Source organism: Dyadobacter sp. HNCC25DJ185, assembly GCF_056895195.1.
In genome coordinates, this window is the sequence record NZ_JBXHAR010000001.1 from 542,627 (window position 1) to 559,509 (window position 16,883).

The 16,883-nt window shown below is 44.5% G+C and carries 15 protein-coding genes; 12 read left to right on the top strand and 3 right to left on the bottom strand.

The window, feature by feature from the left end; genetic code table 11:
* Window positions 1-8: 8 nt before the first annotated feature.
* Window positions 9-1,862, bottom strand: a complete 1,854-nt coding sequence (locus AC1XUF_RS02115; RefSeq protein WP_483339994.1) for a YfbK domain-containing protein — start codon at window positions 1,860-1,862, stop codon at window positions 9-11.
* A 143-nt stretch (window positions 1,863-2,005) separates the two neighbouring features.
* On the opposite strand from AC1XUF_RS02115, the gene AC1XUF_RS02120 reads away from it, so the two are divergent.
* The 8 genes from AC1XUF_RS02120 to AC1XUF_RS02155 all read left to right on the top strand — a co-directional run bounded on the left by AC1XUF_RS02120 (window position 2,006) and on the right by AC1XUF_RS02155 (window position 11,313).
* The gene (locus AC1XUF_RS02120; protein WP_483339995.1) at window positions 2,006-2,593 is read left to right on the top strand and encodes an RNA polymerase sigma factor; all 588 of its coding nucleotides are present in this window, start codon (window positions 2,006-2,008) and stop codon (window positions 2,591-2,593) included.
* Window positions 2,580-3,560, top strand: a complete 981-nt coding sequence (locus AC1XUF_RS02125) for an energy transducer TonB (protein ID WP_483339996.1) — start codon at window positions 2,580-2,582, stop codon at window positions 3,558-3,560. Before AC1XUF_RS02120 ends, AC1XUF_RS02125 begins: the two co-directional genes overlap by 14 nt.
* Before the next feature lie 401 nt (window positions 3,561-3,961).
* A complete protein-coding gene (locus AC1XUF_RS02130) occupies window positions 3,962-4,351 on the top strand; it encodes a response regulator transcription factor (RefSeq protein ID WP_483339997.1) in 390 nt (129 codons plus the stop codon).
* Window positions 4,352-4,362: 11 nt separating this feature from the next.
* Window positions 4,363-5,577: a sugar transferase gene (locus AC1XUF_RS02135; RefSeq protein WP_483339998.1), complete on the top strand. Its 1,215-nt coding sequence runs from the start codon at window positions 4,363-4,365 to the stop codon at window positions 5,575-5,577.
* Between the two features lie 55 nt (window positions 5,578-5,632).
* Complete coding sequence (locus AC1XUF_RS02140) at window positions 5,633-6,304, top strand: TolC family protein (RefSeq protein ID WP_483339999.1); 672 nt, start codon at window positions 5,633-5,635, stop codon at window positions 6,302-6,304.
* Window positions 6,301-8,487, top strand: a complete 2,187-nt coding sequence (locus tag AC1XUF_RS02145; RefSeq protein ID WP_483340000.1) for a GumC family protein — start codon at window positions 6,301-6,303, stop codon at window positions 8,485-8,487. The genes AC1XUF_RS02140 and AC1XUF_RS02145 overlap by 4 nt, the downstream gene beginning before the upstream one ends.
* On the top strand, window positions 8,484-9,659 hold the full coding sequence (locus AC1XUF_RS02150; RefSeq protein WP_483340001.1) for a glycosyltransferase: 1,176 nt from the start codon (window positions 8,484-8,486) through the stop codon (window positions 9,657-9,659). The genes AC1XUF_RS02145 and AC1XUF_RS02150 overlap by 4 nt, the downstream gene beginning before the upstream one ends.
* 205 nt (window positions 9,660-9,864) lie before the next feature.
* A complete protein-coding gene (locus AC1XUF_RS02155) occupies window positions 9,865-11,313 on the top strand; it encodes an O-antigen ligase family protein (RefSeq protein WP_483340002.1) in 1,449 nt (482 codons plus the stop codon).
* On the opposite strand, the gene AC1XUF_RS02160 is transcribed toward AC1XUF_RS02155, so the two are convergent.
* Together AC1XUF_RS02160 and AC1XUF_RS02165 are read right to left on the bottom strand one after the other, a co-directional pair.
* Window positions 11,310-11,687 (bottom strand): Hpt domain-containing protein, encoded by a 378-nt coding sequence (locus tag AC1XUF_RS02160; RefSeq protein WP_483340003.1) that lies wholly within the window; start codon window positions 11,685-11,687, stop codon window positions 11,310-11,312. The genes AC1XUF_RS02155 and AC1XUF_RS02160 overlap by 4 nt on opposite strands.
* 112 nt (window positions 11,688-11,799) lie before the next feature.
* Window positions 11,800-13,281, bottom strand: a complete 1,482-nt coding sequence (locus AC1XUF_RS02165; protein ID WP_483340004.1) for an ArnT family glycosyltransferase — start codon at window positions 13,279-13,281, stop codon at window positions 11,800-11,802.
* Window positions 13,282-13,486: 205 nt separating this feature from the next.
* Between AC1XUF_RS02165 and AC1XUF_RS02170 the strand changes: the two genes are divergently transcribed.
* The 4 genes from AC1XUF_RS02170 to AC1XUF_RS02185 are packed head-to-tail and all read left to right on the top strand — an operon-like array spanning window position 13,487 to window position 16,882.
* Window positions 13,487-13,714 carry a hypothetical protein gene (locus AC1XUF_RS02170; protein WP_483340005.1) on the top strand — a complete coding sequence of 76 codons (228 nt, stop codon included), beginning with the start codon at window positions 13,487-13,489 and terminating at the stop codon, window positions 13,712-13,714.
* Window positions 13,715-13,745: 31 nt separating this feature from the next.
* A complete protein-coding gene (locus AC1XUF_RS02175) occupies window positions 13,746-14,705 on the top strand; it encodes a hypothetical protein (RefSeq protein ID WP_483340006.1) in 960 nt (319 codons plus the stop codon).
* A 19-nt stretch (window positions 14,706-14,724) separates the two neighbouring features.
* Window positions 14,725-15,663 carry a hypothetical protein gene (locus AC1XUF_RS02180; RefSeq protein ID WP_483340007.1) on the top strand — a complete coding sequence of 313 codons (939 nt, stop codon included), beginning with the start codon at window positions 14,725-14,727 and terminating at the stop codon, window positions 15,661-15,663.
* Window position 15,664: 1 nt separating this feature from the next.
* Window positions 15,665-16,882, top strand: coding sequence for a glycosyltransferase family protein (locus AC1XUF_RS02185; RefSeq protein ID WP_483340008.1), 1,218 nt, complete (start codon window positions 15,665-15,667; stop codon window positions 16,880-16,882).
* The last annotated feature ends 1 nt before the right edge of the window (window position 16,883 follow it).

Consider the following 16,883-nt stretch of genomic DNA (forward strand, 5'->3'; position numbering starts at 1 on the left):
CAGCGATGCTATTTTCCAACCTCCGCCTTTGATCCATCCAGGGATTGGGCAGTTTTTGCCAGGCGGACGAATTCGGAACGGTAACCTTCTTCGTCTTTGCCAAAAGCACTTTTTGCGAGACTGATTACGTGGCCATAGGATGCATTGCCCTTGTATTCAGAATTGCGGAGCAACAGCCCGAATTCAGCGACCGCGGTGGCGAACTGCAAGTTCTGGGAACAAGCACCCAGCGTTTTAGAGGTGTTTTTCACTGGGATATCGAATAAAATGCTTTTATCGCTGTCAGGATTTTTGTAGCGGATTTTTACGGTAAGCATTTCATCTGTTTTGCCAGCCTCGGAGGCACCGGTCTTTTGATATTTCAATGCGTCCATTTGAGAGAGGTAGCTGCTTTTTGTTCCCGTTGGGACAATTTCATAGATCGCCGTCACCGTATGCCCCGAACCCATATCTCCCGCATCTTTCTTGTCGTCATTGAACTCTTCATTTTTCAACGCGCGGTTTTCATACCCAATCAGGCGATAGGCCTGTACATGAACGGGATTGAATTCGATCTGAATTTTGACATCTTTCGCAACGGTAAATAATGTTCCGCCAAATTCCTGGACGAAAACCTTTCTGGCTTCCTGGATATTATCAATGTAAGCGTAATTGCCGTTCCCTTTGTCCGCCAATGTCTCCACATGACTGTCTTTGTAATTTCCCATTCCAAAACCAGCGATACTTAAGAAAATCCCATCTTTCCTTTTTTGTTCGATCAGCCGCTGCAGTTCACCTTCACTGGAAACGCCAACGTTAAAGTCTCCGTCTGTTGCGAGAATAACCCTGTTATTGCCTTTTGGCATCAGATTTTCCCTGGCGAGTTTGTAAGCCATTTCAATTCCTTCCCCACCTGCAGTCGAGCCCCCGGCTTCCAGGTTATCCAATGCTTCTTTGATCTTCATTTTTTCGGCACCCGAGGTAGGCGGGAGCACCACACCCGCAGCACCTGCGTACGCCACAATGGAAATTTTATCTTCCGGGCGCAACTGGTCCACAAGCAGCTTGAATGCCTGTTTCAACAATGGAAGTTTATTGTCATCCATCATCGAACCGGAAACATCAACCAGGAATACCAGATTGGAAGCAGGTAAGTTTCTGGCCGATAAGGTTTTAGCCTGTAAGCCGATATGTAATAATTTTAATCCGCTATTCCAGGGCGAATCTGTATACTCGGTGCTCACAGTCAAGGGTCGATCGCCAGTCGGCTGGGGGTAGCTGTAATCGAAATAATTGATCATCTCCTCAATTCTGACCGCATCTATGGGCGGCATCTGACCGGAATTCAGAAACCGGCGGACATTACTGTAAGCGGCACGGTCGACATCCACTGAAAACGTAGTAACCGGGTCATGCCCGGTGAATCGGAAACCGTTTTCGTTGATCGGGTTATAGTTTTCTGTATTGGGGCGCGGACTTACGCGGTAGGCCTGGGCGGCGGATACAGGTGCTTCGGCCAGCTTAGCAAATGAGGGCGATACGAAATCTTTCGTCACCATGTCTGCTTTGGGATCGGGTTCTTCTTTTTCTGATATGCCAGTCTGCAATGTGACATGGACAGTGGATGCAGCAGATAATTTTACCTCGGCGATTTTGAATCCCACATGGCTGAAAACCAAGCTTTTCGAATACACGGGAACAGGGACAGAAAATCTTCCGAGCGAGTCGGTTGTTGTCTTTGTCCGGCTTCCTTTAACCGAGACTACCACATTGGCAACAGGTACCCGGTTACTATCCTGAACAGTTCCGGTGATCATTCTGTCGGGCACAAGGGCGAACGCGCTGAAAAACAGTGCGAGGAGTACTACAATTTTTCCTTTCATGGTCAATCAAGTTTTGGTTTTATCGACTGGATGCGGCTCTCGCGATAATTCCATAAACTTTTCTAAACTTTTTTATGGAATTTTGATCGGACGGCATCTACTGGCTACCTGGCAGATGGAATTGGGGCTTTAAGCATCAACAAGTGAAGTTTTTGAAAGTATTCGCGGAGAAAAATCAAGGCGCGTTGACGGAAGGTGAAAAGCTCGGACTTTATCGCCGGACGGGCGACGTCGCACTTCTCGGCACATTGTATGAGCCTTACATGGAAATGATTTACGCGATCTGCTATAAATACCTGAGAGCAGAAGATGAGAGTAAGGATGCGGTTATGCAGATATTCGAGCAGTTGGTACATGATTTAAGGCACCATGAAATAACCCGTTTTCAAAGCTGGCTCCATAGCGTTGCCCGCAACTATTGCCTCATGCAAATCCGATCCCGCCCCGCATTTGTTGCTTTTGAGGAGTTGTTGGAAAATACCGAAAGTGGGGTATTTGAACCGGGAGCCAACGAACATTTGGCAATAGACCGCCAGCTTACAGGCCTTGAAAAATGTCTTGAAACGCTCGTCGGCGAACAACGTTTAACGTTGGAGATGTTCTATAAGCAGGAAAAATGTTACAAAGAAATTTCACAGGAAACGGGTTTTGACCTGAGTAAAGTCAAAAGTTATATCCAGAACGGAAAGCGGAACCTGAAAATTTGTATGAAAAAGTATGAAAGCCAATAGCTCAAATCCACCGGTAAGCTTCGAAATATTTCGCCGCTATCAAAACGGGGAAATGTCGGCAGAGGAACAGCACAAACTGGAACAGCGTATGCTGGATGACCCGATGGTTGCAGAGGCATATGAGGGCTTTTTATTGATGGGTTCGGACCAAGACGGCTTGAAAAGGATTAGCATGGAGCTCTCGCAAAGGTTGGAGCAAAATGCGTGGCCGAATACAAGGAAGCGTTTCCCTTTCTGGGGATATGCAGCAGCGGCGTCGGTGCTGATGGTTCTGGGTGCTTGCTGGCTAGTGCTTTTATCAGATAAAAAGGAGTTGCAGAGCGACCAGCTGACAGCAACCCGCCCTGCAATTGCTCCCCATCAAAAGTCCGATGGAGCCAATGGCCCTGAGTTTCGGCCGTCAAAGCCACAGGTTGGCCGACAGCAGGTCCCTCAGATTAAACCAGGGATTGCAGCACCGCCGGAAATAGCGGAAGAGCAAAAACCCGAGGTGGATAACCTGGAAAAGGCGGTTGCTGCTGACGAGGTAGAAGAAAAAGTTGCCGCCGCTGAGCCTATCCCGGCAGCAGCGCCAGCCCAGCCGCTGTCAGAAGCATTGGCAAGTCGGCCGGCTGCAAAGGTCGCTGCGAACAATGGCAATGCAGATTTTGTTACGGCCAAATCTGTTGCTCAGGGCAGTGCCTTTCTGAACGATTCGCTGCCTTTTCCCAAGGTCGGGTGGGGTGCCTATCGGGCTTATCTTTTAAAAAATGCGATTTCTGGCTTACCCGACCAGGATATCACAGTCTTTTTCGTAGTAAACGCCGATGGCACGCTGACCGATTTCAGGGCAGTGGGAGAGGAGGCATTACACAGTAAAGCGATTCAGGTGATACAGGAAGGCCCAGCCTGGCAGCCGGTCGTTCAGGGCGGCAAACGAGTAAATGTGGCCATGCAAGTCAAACTGCGCTTTCGCCACTCTAATTGAAAAAAAGATAAAATCGGTTACAAAATAGGGTGTAGAACTAATTTTAAAAAAAACCGAATTTAGAACTGGATATTTTTTGTGTTATAGCTTCCAGTACTTAATTTTACTTTCAATTACCCGACCTCACCCCCACAGGAATTAAAAACATTGAGCCTTTTCAGATATTAAAACATAGCCTATCGGGTTAATTGGCGGTTTTTTGAAAAAATTCACTATGTCGTCAAGAAGAAAGTTCGCGATTTTTGAGAGCAAATTTTGTTATCGTAAGTATTATTACTAAATCTACCAAATAATTTGCTGTACCGGATAGAGGGGGGCAGGGGATGCTGCAGCGGGAAATCATATTAACTAATCACCATCACCAAGTTCCAGTAGCAAGCATTTGATTTTTACGCTCAACCATGGATAGTAAAAAAAGTCTGTTGATTATAGACGATGAACCCAGTATTACCAAAATACTGGAACATTTCCTTAAGAAGGATTTCAATGTAATTATCAAGAATGACGGCTCTGAAGGCATGCTTTGGCTTGAACAGGGCAACCAGGCAGATCTCATTATTGCCGATTTAAATATGCCGAACCTGAACGGAAAGGAGTTCCTGAAGGTCGCAAGGGCAAGCAACCTGTATTCCGAAATACCCATTATTATACTTTCTGGATCCGACGAGAGCAGTGAACGAATTCAATGTTTGAACCTGGGTGCTGATGATTTCATGGTCAAGCCGTTTAATCCGATGGAAGTGCATGCGAAGATCAACGCGATCTTGCGCAGAAGCAAAAGATACTCCTAATCAGTTATACCATGGAATTGACAATGAGTTCCCCTGCAAGAACTGTCGAGGCAAAATCATACAATGCGCAGTTTAGGGTTATTTACCTGAACTCCGATTTTGAACACTACCTCAGCTTTTCCGAAAAATTTACGGAGTCTTTGCAGGTAGAATATTTTGCGACCAAAGAGGCCGTTCTGGAGGCACTTCAGGAGAATTATCCAGCAGATGTGATCATTGCGCATACCTCAAGCGGGGGCCTCGAATTGCTTGACATCATCCGCAGCAGCGCAGGATTTGGCAACATCCCGTTCGTGTTGATGGTCGACACGCTTACCAGGGAAGCTGTCAATATCGCCCGTGAGAAGCATGCAGACGATATATTTTCTGTCAAATTTGACGAAGGTGATCTCCTGACCAGGGTCAAGTATTTTAAGAAAAGGCAATGGTACGTCGCAAATAAGGCTTCCAAAATCATTGGGTCGCAAAGCACACACACACCACTTTGGAAGCGTTCGATCGATATAATTACCACAGGAACAGCGGTTTTGCTTCTGCTCCCGGTTTTTATTCTGGTTGCTATCCTGATCCGCCTGGACTCAAAGGGACCAGTATTTTACAAATCAAAAAGGGTAGGTAGCGGCTACAAGATTTTTGATTTGTACAAGTTTCGAACGATGCGTACGGATGCCGATCAGCTTATCCGGAAAATGGCTGCCTTGAGCATGTATAATAAGACCGCCGAGCCGGTTCACCAAATCGAAAACAATGGCCTGTGCGAGGAGTGCCAGGCCGGTAACAAATGCAAGAGCCTGCTTTTCCACGACGGAAAGGAGATTTGCGAAAAACTTTACCAATTTCAAAAAGAGCAGAAAGCCGCTTTTATGAAATTCCAGAATGATCCCCGAATCACCCGCTTTGGTCAATTCCTGCGAAATTCGAGTTTGGACGAATTGCCTCAGCTCATCAACATCCTGAAGGGCGACATGTCCCTCGTGGGGAACCGCCCGCTTCCGCTTTATGAGGCCGAAAAGTTGACGACAGATGACAAAATTTTCCGCTTTGCGGGACCAGCTGGTTTGACTGGCTTATGGCAGGTTACGAAGCGTGGAAAAGGGAAGGCTGATATGTCCGAAGAAGAGCGTACACAGCTGGATATCACCTACGCAAAAGAATTTTCCTTTAAAATGGACATGCTCATCATACTTAAAACGTTTCCCGCTCTCCTGCAGTCCGAGAACGTTTGATGACCTTCCTAACACCGCCTTCAACCCCATTTTTGTAACTTCATAACCCCACTAGATGAGATATATCTACGCACTACTGTTCTTCTTCATCATTTCTATCTCTCCTTTAAGATCCCAGGATATACTATCCCAGGAAATTTCTTATCCTTATCTCGAAAAGTTGATCGAGGTGGCTAAAAAGAATTATCCCAGGCTGAAACAGTACCAGGCCCGTGTTGAGGCCGGCGGTTACGCAGAGAAGAAAGCGAGGCTCTCTTATTTCGAGATTCTTTCTTTCTCGTACTTGTTCAGTCCCGACCGCCTGGCCAGCAGTATCAACCCCAATTTTCTAAATGGATACCAGTTTGGCTTCTTCGTTAATATTGGATCGCTTCTCCAGAAACCTTCCCTGATCAAACAAGCTAAGAGTGAGCTGAAAGCCCTGGAATACGACAGGGATAGTTACCAGCTGAACCTTGAAGCAGATGTGAAGCGCAGGTATTTTACCTATGTTCAGTTTAAAATGCTTCTTCAGATTAAAGCAAATGCCCTGCAGGATGTAACAGAAATGGCAGAGGAGCTTAAAATTAAATTCGAAAAAGGCGAAAGCACTTTTGAAGAATATAACCGGGCTCAGGTGGTGATATCGGACAGGCTCCAAAGCAAGATATCGGCAGAGACAGACCTGCTCATCTCCAAAAGCAATTTAGAAGAATTATTAGGCCAAAAACTGGAAGACATCCAATGACAGAACTTTCCATATTCCTCAAACTATTATACAGAAATAAGTTCATCCTGATTTTTGTCCCATTAATTACTGTAGTAGCTGCTTATTTTCTGGTCAAAGCCCTGCCAGACCAGTACAAATCACGCGGAAGCATTGCGACAGGACTCGTCGATAAGACAGAGCAGGGACTGATGAGCAGCGGAACTGAACAGGACTTTGAAATTTCCAGAAAATTTGACAACATCATCCAGATGATGTCTCTCAAAAAAGTAATGGATCAGGTATCCTATCAGTTGTTGTTGCATGACTTGAAGGAGAGCGAGCGAAATGATTTTGCCAAGCCTTCCAAACTGTTGAGCGAAATGAGCCAGCAGGAACGTCAGCAGGTTGTTTCGGTTATCACGCAAAAATATAAGGCCCAGCAGGAACTGTCGTCCGAAAAACCTATTGAAAAGAAGCTGCAGACTATCCTGTCAGACATGGAGTTTGATGCAGGAAGCCTACAGAAGAAGCTCTTGATATTCAGGGCTTCCAACAGCGACTACATCAATATCGAATTTGAGTCCAAGAACCCGGTCATGGCTGCTTTTGTGATCAATACATTGAGCAGCGAATTTATCAGTATTTATTCGTCACGCCTGGCGACCAACAACAACCGCACCATCAGCTTCCTGGCCGATTTATTGGAACAGAAAAGACTGGCCCTGCGGGTTCAGATGAATGGCCTGAGGGATTACAAAATCCGCAACAGGGTACTCAATCTGGATGAACAGGCCAAAAGCCTTTACGGGCAGATCGCCGAATTTGAGCTAAGACGTGAAGTGGCAAAAAAAGACATCATTGCTTACGGCGTGGCTATCAAGAATATTGAAAACAAGTTCAGCAGCAACGATCGAAAGTATTTTGAAAGTACAGTTTCTACAATTAACCAGAACATCGTCGCGACCAAGCAAAGACTGCGCGCTGCGAATGAGGCTTATGTGAAAAGCAATTTCGACCCCAAATACAAATCGTCGCTCGACTCAATTCAAGCAAAACTATCGGCACAAATAAACGAATCGACAGACCGGTACTTGTACAATCCATTGACAGTCAAGGAAAACCTTGTTACCGAAAAGTTAACCATGGAGGTGTCGAGGGACCTTGCATTGAACAGTGTTTCGACCATTGAAGCTGAATTAGCGCGGTTAAATACCAAGTTTGACGGTCTGGTTCCCAATGAAGCGAGGGTGCAGGAATTTGAGACAGCGATCGACATTGCGGGCAGAGAATATATAGAGGCCCTGCAAAAGTACAACGACGCGAGGTTGCTTTCCAGCTTTCCCGCTAAGCTTAAAGTGGCGGAAAAAGCATTGCCCGGTATCATTCAGCCGTCCAAGAAAATTGTGCTGATCATACTTTCCGGGGTGATTAGTCTTGCATTCTGCTTATTCGTTCTGTTCATCCTCTATTTCTTCGATAACTCCATCAGATATCCGCAACAACTTGCCAATGCGACGGACAGGCCGGTACTGGGCTTTGTAAACCAGGTAAGCGGCGGATTTAACCTGACCCAATTACAGAATGAAGCCACAAACGAACGAAAGGTGGAATTGTTCCGGAACCTCATCAGATCAATCCGCTTCGAGCTTGATAATGAGTACCCTGATCCCAAGGTGGTCTCCGTGACAAGCCTGTCGCAAGGTAGCGGAAAAACGCTGCTGACGATCAGCCTGGCCTGGGCCTACTCGAAGATCAATAAACGCGTGCTGATCATTGACGGAAATTTCAGCGACTCAGATATCACCAAATTAAACAGCGGGTCGAAGCACCTGGAAGATTATTTCACCAAGCCTGACTCCGTTGCACTCGACAATCAGTACGGCTCCATTTGTCTGTTGGGAAACAAAGGGGGAGATGTATCCCTGTATGAAATTACCAATGAAGCACAGATCCGAGCGGCGTTCGACAGGCTGAAAACGATGTTTGATGTGATATTGATTGAAGCCGACTCACTGATTTCCATGAACAAAGCCAAGGAGTGGATCACCTTCTCCGACACGGTGGTTTCTGTTTTTGAGAGCGGCCGCAGTATTTCGTACGCCGACAGGTCTAAAATCGAATACCTCAAAAGCCTGAATGGCAAAATGGCGGGCTGGGTACTGACTGGTGCCCAGGACATTCTTAAGCAAACTGGAAAAGTTTCTAAACTTGTGACTGAATGAAAATCATTTGGTTTTTATGGTGGCTGGTTCAGACGGCAATCGGATTTTATCTCGTTTTTCCGATCCTTTTGCTGGTGATACATTTGTTTGTCCGTAAACCTGCCAGGGTTGCTCCCGGGATCCGTCCGTTAGCCGAACCTGACTATGCGCTGATTGTTGCCACCTATGAGCAGGTGCAGCAGCTTCCGGATGTGGTAGCGTCCATTTTGCGGATGAATTATTCTAATTACCTTGTTTATATCGTTGCCGATAATTGCGATACTTCGAACCTGCATTTTCAGGATGACAGGGTGTTTGTTCTCAAACCCGATACTATTCTCGCAAGCAATACCAAATCCCATTTTTTTGCGATAGACCGTTTTCAGCGTGCACATGAGCGTTTGGCGATCATTGACAGCGATAACCTGGTCGACAGCGAGTTTCTAAATGAACTGAACCTGCTTTTCGCCGAGGGGTACACCGCTGTCCAGGGTGTCAGGAAAGCGAAAAACCTAGACTCGGTGTATGCCTGTTTGGATGCTGCCCGCGATATCTATTACCACTATTATGATGGCAGAATGCTGTTTGAAGACGGTTCTTCTGCAACGCTTTCGGGCTCGGGAATGGCTTTCACAGTTGATCTTTATAAACAAACGCTCGGCGGGCTCACGATCAGCGGCGCCGGATTTGACAAGATTCTCCAGAACGCCATTGTCACCCGCGGTGATCGCATTGCATTTAACGAGCATGCCGTGGTTTACGATGAGAAAACTTCGGAGTCTGAACAGCTTGTGAAGCAGCGGTCGAGATGGATTAATACCTGGTTCAGGTATTTCAAGTTTGGCTTTTCACTCGTTTTCAAGGGCGCGATCCATTTCAACTGGAACCAGTTTCTATTCGGATTCGTGCTGTTGCGGCCACCATTGTTTATTTTTCTGATCATATCAGTGTTTTTCATGCTGCTGAATATCTGGATTAGCCCGGTTGTAAGTTTGCTTTGGTTTGGGGGGCTTTGTCTTTTTGTAGCAGGATTTCTGGTCCCGCTTTTCAACTCGTCTGTTGATAAGCGCATTATCAAATCACTGTCGTCTATTCCTGTTTTTATGTATTACCAGGTAATATCCTTGCTCAAGGCGAAAAAGGCGAACAAAATGTCAGTGGCCACGAAGCACAATTACAGAAAGGCACCATAAATTCAATGATATGAAAGTCCTCCCTTCTCGAAAAACCAGGAAAAAGCTGCGTGAACCTGAGTTAACCCGATTGCAAACGATCACGAGGACCATTGCGTTGATACTGGCGTTTATCAGTGTATTTGTGTTCTTTTTTAAGATATTATTTTTCTAGAACCACGAACCGGTGAAATATTCATTACCAGGAGACTCACTTCAAAGCAAAATGCCGATTCCTCTTACAGATCGGCTAAATGGTCCCGGCTGGATCATCCTGTTATCGGTGGTGGCTATTTTATTGGGAGTCGGGTCGGTGTACGGAGGTATGGTGTCGGGTTTGCTGATGCTGATCGCCATGGTGGCCATTCCGGCCGTGTATGCCATCATCGTTTATCCTATTTTCGGTATCGTCGTGTTGATGACGATGGCGTTTTTCCTGTTCTTCATTTCCCGTATGGGCGTCAACTTTCCTTTGGGTACGATGATGGACGGATTGCAGGCATTGCTCATTTTGGGTTTTTTGATCAAGCAGAAGGGGCAGTGGGATTTTAGTATCTATAAAAATCCGGTATCAGTGATGATATGGGTCTGGATCGGTTACAATGTATTGCAGGTTGGCAATCCCTGGGCTGAGTCGCGGCTGGCGTGGGTTTACACAGTGCGGACTGTGGCGATTGTTACCCTCATGTATTTTGTTTTCATTTACCATTTGAGGTCAGCCAAAGCGATACGTGTAGTTGTGATTACCTGGATCTTGTTGGCGGCATGCGGAGCTATTTACGGTTTCAAGCAGGAGTATTTCGGATTTGCTCCTTCCGAATTACAGGATTTACTTAATAATCCCCTGATGGTAAGCCTTTTGTATATCAATGGGAGCTGGCGGAAATATTCTTTGTTTTCAGACCCTGTGTCGTTTTCTTACACAATGGTGGGTGCTAGTCTGCTTTGCATTGCGCTATTATCGGGGAAAACCACCCTTAAAATGAAAATAACCTTGGGGAGCCTTATCGCTGTATTTTTGATTGCCATGTTATATTCGGGTACCAGAGGTGCTTACGTGCTGGTACCAGCTGCGATGGTTCCCTTTGCATTATTGAATTTCAGCAAAAAGATCATGTTCGTTTCGTGTGTGGGGGCCGTATTTATCGCAATCCTGATCGTGATTCCGACAGGAAATCCCACTTTGGCGCGGTTTCAAACCGCATTTCGTCCTTCTGATGATCCATCTTTCAATGTCAGAAAATACAACCAGAAGCGTATTCAACCCTTTATTATATCGCATCCGTTCGGCGGAGGGCTGGGTTCTACCGGAGCCTGGGGCGCTCGTTTCTCGCCTAACAGCTTTTTGGCGAGCTTTCCGCCTGACAGCGGATACATGCGGGTGGCTGTAGAAACGGGGTGGGTCGGGCTACTGATATTTTGTATGCTGATGTTTACCGTATTGAAAATGGGGATCAACAACTTCTACCGTATTCGGAATAGTGAGCTTAAGACTTATTCCCTGGCGATGATACTGATTGTATTTGCATTAAATGTGGGGAATTTTCCGCAGGAAGCAATTGTGCAATTTCCTAATAACATTCTTTTTTATGTCGCGGCGGCGATACTGCACACTACTTACCTTGCTGATAAAAAGGAGAGTGAAGTAACCTCTCCTCTTATCACGGAATCTTAGAGGCCTTTCAGGATTTTCAAGCCATATCTTGATTCGCTTTCAAGATCTTCAAGGACCTTGCCAAGGTTGTCAATGATTTCGCCTCTTTTGAGGACTGTCTCGATTTCCTTGTATTTGGCAGCTGTTTTGAGTAAACCAACAGAAAACAAAGAGGACCTGTATTTGTGAATAGCTTGTTTCAGGCCTTCAAAATTTGATTGTTTATTGGATGCCGAAATATTTGAGAGTTGAACATTTGTTTCGTCTTCAAACATATTGATCAATTCACCTTTTAATTCTTCGTCTCCACCAGTGATTTCATTGAGATAAGCATGATCTATCATGGACTCATTATTATCCTGGTCATTAGTTGAGTCAATTATTTCTATGTTCATGGTTTTTTGTTTAATTATGAAAAGGGTACATGTAACAAATCTAATCAATACTGTTAATTCAACAAAATACTTTAAGGAGTATTTGAGAGCCGGAATGGCAGGTTTTGATTGCTCATCTGAGCCGCCTGAACCGATTATGCTGGTATATCTTATATGCCCCTATTTCCTTTACCAAATAATAATTCTTATTTTTTATTTCTGGTAAATCCGGGATAATGCGAAAGTTAAAAGGTGTGGAAGATTCAATAATGTACTTTGTTCTGCCTGATGTTAATGTGTCCCTGAAATTAGAATAACCCAATACCCCTGATTTTACATTTGAAGACTTAAAGATATCCAGCTGCGGAATCAGGCAATTTTCAAATAGCATATTATTGATTCCCCGCCTTCCATAGGAATTTTCAATAATTGACTCGTCATTCAGATTGGCAAATACATAATCCTCAGACGTTAATTGCTTTTTCACATACTCAGCCACGTCAAATGCTAATTGTTCCCTTGTCTGGACCTGACTCTTATAATCAAATTCAAGCTTTTTTACCTCCGAATATTGGTGAATTACGTTCAAAACGCATACACCCGAAAAATATATCGCAAATAAAGGATGCAGATAAAATTGGGGAATTGATTTGTTATTAACTGATCTTAATTTCCAGGAGAAAAGTAGTAATGAAATAATAAAAAATGGAGAAAAATACGCAACGTTTGAGCCGCTTTTGAGTACGGTGATCCCTGCAAATGCGAACATAGCGCATGCGCAAAAACATAAAAAACGGGTGATGATATCATCTCTGAATATATTCCAATGATAAAATGTTACCGCCAGGACAATGAGTGCAGGTATCAGAATTTTAACCTTGAATCCCGGTCCAAAGACATAAAGAAAAAACCAGCTGGTATCGATGCCGTTGGCTACACCGCCGATCACATTCTTGAAAAAGACACCTTTGTAGAGTAAAAGCATTGTAACAGTGAAGGCCGCAAAGGAGCAAGCCATTGTCAACATGCTTATTTTCAGCCCCTTCCAATCATTTACAAAAACAAGAAAGCTCAAAATGATGACGGGCATCTGGATGCCGCTTTGTTTGACAAAGATCGCCAGGACTGCCAGAAACGACCCCATGGCCAGGTTACCTCGTCCCGAATGCCTGTCTTTAAGGTAACCTAAAAAAAAGTATACGGACAGTATGATCACGAAATCCATCAGTGAATCGGGGCGTACTGTAAATCCCTGCCGGAAAACGCAAACGAAGCACCCCAATCCCAGTGCAGCAGAAAGGGAAGCTGATAAATCTAATTTCCTGAAAGCAATGCGATAAACGGTGAGCGCAAGAAATAGATTGATCAGTATGTTAGCTCCTCGCCCGATTAAATATAGCTGATAGATATTTTTCTCCGGATCCTGTCCGGTTAGCCAGGCTACAAACGCACATATGTAGTGATAAATCGGCGTGTATTGAGTTATTGTAAACGGGGCGTTCTGGGGGTCTGTATAAAGCTTGCCATCGAAAAGTAATTTCTGAATACTATATATCACATTTTGCTCAACGCCGCCCAGGTCGGAATGATGACTCTTGGCGAGAATAACACGCAAAATGATTGTTGGGATAAAGCAAAGGGTAATCAGAAAAGCGGAAAAAAAGTAGATTTTTTTTGTAGAAGGCAGGTTAGCAAACAATTTCATTGACGAAACTACGGAACGGGGTGGGTTGAGTAATTTATGAGTGCATCGTGAGGCAAATATCGTGATTATATTACAAATGTAATTTTATTTGTTAAAATTTAGGCAGCATCAAACGATGATGCTGACCAGCTCTGGCGACGCCAAGCTGGCAGCAGGTATTAACGGCCAACCGTATGTAAAGCACCTTGGACAAGATGAGGTGGAAATCGCTGATTTTGAAAAAAAAATGGTGGCCAGACGGGATATGTGGCTAAATATTGCGATTTTTAATGTCTGTTTATTGATGCTGAACAGATTGAATAGCCGACATTCCTGGCTTAAACGTCCACGAGTAACAGGATAAATGTTTATGAGAGAGGGATAATCACTAAAACATGCTAAACAAATTACTTAGTTTTATAGTCCTTGTTAAATATGGACAATTACCGGTTAACATCAGATATTTTTACAGGCATACCTATTATTGTCAACTTGTTCAGCTGAAATATTTTTTTCGGGATTATCTATTCAAAAGGAAATATAAGGATATTGATTTTCATGGTGAGTTTGCGCCGGAACTCCAGTTTGTCCTGCCTTTCGCATATTGGCATCACAAAAACGGCACATTAAAAAGGACAGAAGGCTGCAAATTCACCAGGGAGCTGTATTTTTTTTCTCCTGAGCATTCGGAGTCTTACGATATCAGGACGGAGGATGGGAACTACAATTTTGAAATGCCCAGAATCTTGTACAGCCAGAATTATAACATGAAAAAGTGGCTGCCGGTACCATTGAAAGCGCATTACCAGAACCAAATCTATAAGTATGACAGACCTATACTAATTATTGCAAACCGTTATAATATGGAGTGGGGGGGACCTCCGATCAGTTTTTATAGTATCGAAATCCTGGCATACATACTCGAAAGGGTCAAGGAGAACTATACGGTCATCTATAACAGGCCTCGTCCACACCATATTACAATGGATAACAGTGATATTTATGACATGAAGGAACATGAATGGCTCGAAAACGAGCATCCCGACGTGTTGCTTATGGAGAACCTTTATAAGGAAAATAAAGGCGGGGCGAATAATTTCAACCACCTTCAGCTCATGGTGTACGCCAATGCGGAAAAGTTCATTTCCATCCATGGAGGGACTGCCACCCTGGCCAGTTACTTTGGCGGGACCAATCTGATCCTTTCCAAAGAAGGTCCGGAGCACCATTTCCACTGTTATCAGAAACTGTACCCCAAGCTTTCGGGTGCTAAAATTATCCACGCCAAAACCGAGGATGAAGTAAAGTACTATATAGACGAACTTTTTACCAAGGATATCGTTCCAAGCGATTAACATACCAGGCAATCAAAACATGCTTAATAAGTTACTGAGTTTTATTGTCTTGATTAAGTATGGAAAGCTCCCTATTGGGATACGGTATTTTTATAGGGATACTTTTTACTGTCAGCTTGTTCAGTTGAAGTACTTTTTTAAAGATTATGTCATACGGGGGAAATATAAAACCTTGATTTTTGACGGTGAATTCGGCCAGGAGCTACTTTTTGTATTGCCGTTTGCCTACTGGCATTTCAAGAATGGGACACTACGGAAAACTGTTGGCAGCAAGCATACCAGTGAGTTTTATTTCTTTTCTCCTGAACATGTGGAGGAATTCGATATTCGAAGAGAATCGGGTAATTACAACTTTGAAATTCCCAGGATTCTTTTCAGCCAGAATTATAATATCAGAAAGTGGCGGCAGGTACCGCTTAAGGACCGGTACAAGAATGACTGGTACGTTTTTGAAAAGCCAATATTGATTATTGCAAACCGGTATAATGAGGAGTGGAACGGGCCGCCTGTCAGCTATTTTGACATAGAAATGCTTTCGTTTATGATCGAGAAACTCAAGAGCAAGTACACGATCATCTATAACCGCCCGAGGCCACAGCATATCACGATGGATAATAGTGATATCTATGATCTTCACGAGTATGACTGGCTGCAAAAGGAATATCCCGAGGTTTTACTCATGGAGAATCTTTACAGGGAGAACATTGCCAATGTGCACAATTTCAATCATTTGCAACTGATGGTTTATGCCAATGCGGAGCGCTTTGTGTCCGTTCATGGCGGCACTGCCACACTGGCCAGTTATTTCGGCGGCGTAAACGTGATTTTATCAAAAAAGGGGTTAGAACACCATTTCGGCTGTTTTTACAAGCTTTACCCGCGTCTTTCCGGAGCGAACATTGTTCATGCCAAGACGGACGACGAGCTGAAAGAGTTTATAGGCCGATATTTTTTATAGTATGAGACTGAAAGGACAACAAATCATTGTTTTTGGCCTGCCGCGGTTCGACTCCAAAATTGAATCAACCAACTATACCGTTGCGAAAATGCTGGCGCGGGAAAACAAGGTTTACTATCTGGAGCATCCGTTTACAATCAAAGATTATTTGCGTCTGAGGAATTCGCCGGAGAACGAAAGAAGAAAGGGTTATTTTTCAGTATGGAATGATGATGTCCTCGACACGGATATCCCGGATTTCAAGGTGATTATTCCTCCGGTATTGTTGTCGATCAATTTCCTGACCGAGGGACCTGTGTTCCGGCTGGCTCTTAAATTCAATGAATTCCTTATCAGGACCAAGCTCAGGCGGATTATCAGGAGATACCAGATCAAAGATTTCATTTTCATTAACTCCTTTAATTTCCATTATCCCGACGTGGCGGACGGTCTTGCGCCAAAGCTTACGGCATACCACTGCGTAGACCCGATCATTGTGCCTTTCGATGCGCGGCATGGAGTGGTTTCTGAGAAAAAGTTGCTGAAAAACAGCGATCTTGTTTTTTGTACAAGCCGGCAGCTTTATAATCAAAGCAAGGTAGTGAACCCGGCCACATTCTTCGTACCCAATGCTGCCGATATCAGACATAGCCAAAAGGCATTGGATGAAAACCTGCCTGTTGCATCTGTTTTACAACAAATTCCCAAACCGGTCATCGGTTACTTTGGCAATATTGAAAGGCGGATGGACTACACTATGCTGCATGAAGTCGTGAAAATGAACCCCGATAAAAGCTTCGTTTTCGTAGGCCCGCAAGAAAGAAACTACATACCCGACTGGTTTTTCAACACTGCCAACGTGTATTCGACTGGCAGCGTACCCTACAGCGAGATGCCCGCCGTAATAAAAGGCTTTGACGTGGCGCTGCTGCCTTTCAAGCGGGACGAGGTCAGCGCTACTATTTTTCCCTTGAAACTTTTTGAATACCTGGGAGCAGGCAAGCCGCTGGTTGCCATTAACTTTAACGATGATCTGAAAGAATTTACAGGGAATACGGTAACGTATTGTGATAATCCGGTTTCATTTTCGGAAGCAATTGCTGATGCATTATCCAATGACACCGCCGAGAAGAAGGAGAGGAGAATTCGGGTCGCCGCTGACAACACATGGGAAAAAAGAGTTGATCAGATCTCGGACCTGCTTGCAGATGCAATGCTTGCAAAGGGCCAGGCGATGTAAA

What these genes read in the sequence shown, in the direction of transcription:
- AC1XUF_RS02125 (WP_483339996.1), top strand. Translation starts at nt 2,580, where the DNA reads ATGAAAGCCAATAGCTCAAATCCACCGGTAAGCTTCGAAATATTTCGC.
- AC1XUF_RS02175 (WP_483340006.1), top strand. Translation starts at nt 13,746, where the DNA reads ATGCTAAACAAATTACTTAGTTTTATAGTCCTTGTTAAATATGGACAA.
- AC1XUF_RS02180 (WP_483340007.1), top strand. Translation starts at nt 14,725, where the DNA reads ATGCTTAATAAGTTACTGAGTTTTATTGTCTTGATTAAGTATGGAAAG.
- AC1XUF_RS02145 (WP_483340000.1), top strand. Translation starts at nt 6,301, where the DNA reads ATGACAGAACTTTCCATATTCCTCAAACTATTATACAGAAATAAGTTC.
- AC1XUF_RS02140 (WP_483339999.1), top strand. Translation starts at nt 5,633, where the DNA reads ATGAGATATATCTACGCACTACTGTTCTTCTTCATCATTTCTATCTCT.
- AC1XUF_RS02185 (WP_483340008.1), top strand. Translation starts at nt 15,665, where the DNA reads ATGAGACTGAAAGGACAACAAATCATTGTTTTTGGCCTGCCGCGGTTC.
- AC1XUF_RS02155 (WP_483340002.1), top strand. Translation starts at nt 9,865, where the DNA reads ATGCCGATTCCTCTTACAGATCGGCTAAATGGTCCCGGCTGGATCATC.
- AC1XUF_RS02170 (WP_483340005.1), top strand. Translation starts at nt 13,487, where the DNA reads ATGATGCTGACCAGCTCTGGCGACGCCAAGCTGGCAGCAGGTATTAAC.
- AC1XUF_RS02135 (WP_483339998.1), top strand. Translation starts at nt 4,363, where the DNA reads ATGGAATTGACAATGAGTTCCCCTGCAAGAACTGTCGAGGCAAAATCA.
- AC1XUF_RS02160 (WP_483340003.1), bottom strand. Translation starts at nt 11,687, where the DNA reads ATGAACATAGAAATAATTGACTCAACTAATGACCAGGATAATAATGAG.
- AC1XUF_RS02115 (WP_483339994.1), bottom strand. Translation starts at nt 1,862, where the DNA reads ATGAAAGGAAAAATTGTAGTACTCCTCGCACTGTTTTTCAGCGCGTTC.
- AC1XUF_RS02130 (WP_483339997.1), top strand. Translation starts at nt 3,962, where the DNA reads ATGGATAGTAAAAAAAGTCTGTTGATTATAGACGATGAACCCAGTATT.
- AC1XUF_RS02150 (WP_483340001.1), top strand. Translation starts at nt 8,484, where the DNA reads ATGAAAATCATTTGGTTTTTATGGTGGCTGGTTCAGACGGCAATCGGA.